2 protein-coding genes are annotated in these 2,531 nt (G+C 42.1%); both read right to left on the bottom strand.

The genetic code is table 11. The features are described from left to right. Window positions 1-130: 130 nt before the first annotated feature. On the bottom strand, window positions 131-1,516 hold the full coding sequence (locus tag KDK14_RS00850; protein WP_257263122.1) for a hypothetical protein: 1,386 nt from the start codon (window positions 1,514-1,516) through the stop codon (window positions 131-133). Window positions 1,517-1,557: 41 nt separating this feature from the next. Further along, on the bottom strand, window positions 1,558-2,373 hold the full coding sequence (locus KDK14_RS00845) for an NAD(P)H-binding protein (RefSeq protein ID WP_257263121.1): 816 nt from the start codon (window positions 2,371-2,373) through the stop codon (window positions 1,558-1,560). Window positions 2,374-2,531 lie beyond the last annotated feature (158 nt).

Here is a 2,531-nt window from a genome sequence, read left to right as displayed (position 1 = left end):
GAAACCAACCCGCCTGCACTCGATCGCAGAAGCTAAAGAAACAATAGACAATAGTACTATCAGGAAGAATTCCTTAATGTCTACCTAAGAGGGCAGTCTATTCTCGGACAGCCTCCTGGCCCGTTACTTTTTAAATCTTGAATTGAACATGAAATTCAGGTGATGAAAAATCTCTGGATTTTTCCAGTGGTCGGGCTGAGGGTCTGATTGTATATTTGACCCCGTGTATGGTTGTGTAGAATTTATGGTTGTTTTCGCTGACCTCTTGCTGATTTTCTGTTTTACAAATAAATTCTCGAAACCCGCTATTCATTGCAAAACGATGTTTGGTGGCATAACGATAAATTGGTAAATAAGACTTGTCAGAAATCGGATTGATCTCAATTAAATCATGCTTGATATATTCAGCACTTATTCCAGCTGACTGTAAATCAGCTGTCATTCGTTTAGGTGTCATATTATATCCACTGATTTCAACCTGACTAAAGGGCACGAAAAGCTTTGTTAGCATAGTGTAATCATAAGGGGTGATTTTTTTGATTATTTCGGGCGACTTAATCAATGTATACCCATATTGGGTAGCTGGCATGATGTAAAGGCAGTTTTCTATATGGCATTTATCCCTGGTAATGTCATTTAATACTGTTTTTTTGGAACCGGGAAACTGTTGTTCCAGAAAACAGGAAAACGGACTGTTATGGGCCAGAGACAGGATATTCACACCTGGCTTAATGGATATAGCCAGTATGGTGACAGGATTACCCTGATTATAACCTTTATGAAGGTAGCCCTTGGCTTCAGCGATACTTGGGGTACTGTACAAGCCAATACCATAGGCTCGGGAATGTCTGTTAACAGTTTGAGGGTCAAAAATCTGCTGTTTCAGTACAGAGTTTCTGCTGCGGCCCATTTCATCATTGACACAAGTGAACTTTCCTGCTCTGAAAAAAATATTCCTGCGAGCTGTTTTAGAGCAATGTTCACTATGTATGAAGCTTCTTATAGCCATTTCAGTGGTTATATTAAATTCCGTAAATATTGATATTGTATTTATGTGACCATCAATATTTCTGAAACTGGCATGCTTATAATGACTAATCAGATAATATGAACGTACTTTAAATCGATCAACAATAAACTTGGATATCTCTTCCTGGCTGAGAAAATATATTTCATGACCTTTCAGGGTTCGGCATTCATCATTTATAACATCGAACAGGACATTTACGGTCTGTTCACTTGTGTCAGGAGTAAGAAACGACTGTATTTCCGATAATATTATACGGCGCTGTGTCAGGTTACTGCATAATGAAGTTTCGCTGGTGTCCATAGGTTCAATTTCCATTGCTGACAGATCAGGACCTGAATAAGGAGAAACCTGGCGGTTGCCAAAACTTGAACTTTGCCCATTGGTTTTGGTGTTGCCAGTTCCGAAGGAGGTGGGTGCCGGGTCAGCATCGAAGAACAACGAATTCATTGGTTTAAACTCATCTAAATTGATTTTGGTATATTCCATCCACCCAAGGAATATACCACTTAAACCAATTAATCGAAGATTTAATGTGACAATGCGGTTAATGGATCTGGATAAACAAACTGATAGTTCAGCGCTTTCTTTAATTTATCGCAATTCACCAGCCGATAGGGCATGGGCTTGTCAATAAAAATGGGCGGCTCAATACCCATGATTTCGCAGGACCGGGTGTAGAGCTGACGACGGGTAGGGTGCGCATCCGCTGAGGCGTTAAAGACTTCCCCAAACAGATTTTTGGCGACGATCTGCTCGATGATTTGCAGGCAGTCTTCCCGGTGTATCATATTTACCGGATCGTCAGCGCCCCCCAGCTCTTTGCCAGAGAAATAGCGGCCGGGTTGATAGTCACCGCCAATCAGGCCAGAAAAGCGAAGCACGGTGGTTTTCAGGCCGTCATGTTCAGTGAACAACTGTTCAATATCCAGCCAGGCAGTATCGGAGAATGGAGACTCAATTCGAACGGCATCTGCTTCTGTTACCTCACCGTTATTTTGCGGGTATACGGAGGTTGCACTGATCAGAATAATTTTTTTAACCCTGGATTGCTCGATACGCTCAGACAGAGCCTTCATCTGGCGAAGGTAAAAGTGAGGCTGGCCATCGCCTTTGCCAGGTGGAATATTGATGAAGAGAATATCGGTATCAAGAAACGACTCAATATCTCCCTCTGGTTCTGGTGCAAGCCCGATGATATATGGCTCCATGCCAACCTCAGAAATAGCTTCCAGCTTTTCTTTACGGGTAGTGGACCCTTTGACTGGATGGCCATTTTTTACCAGTCGTTCGCCTAACGGCATGCCCAGCCAGCCACAACCCAAAATGCTGATGGTTTCTTTCATTTATTGGTCTCTTGCTTGTCGGGGAAAAAGGTCGATAAATTGCAAATGCAATCTATTCTCTCTGATTGTTACCATAAATAAAACAGTTCTGAATAACCCAGTTATACCAATTCCGCTTTCTAAATATGATATCGAGCAAGTCATTTTGGACAGCTGGG

It is taken from the genome of Endozoicomonas sp. ONNA2 (assembly GCF_024606365.1).
Classification (GTDB): Bacteria; Pseudomonadota; Gammaproteobacteria; order Pseudomonadales; family Endozoicomonadaceae; genus Endozoicomonas.
Note: the sequence above shows the minus strand (reverse complement) of the source record. Positions and strands in the feature narration are given on the sequence as shown.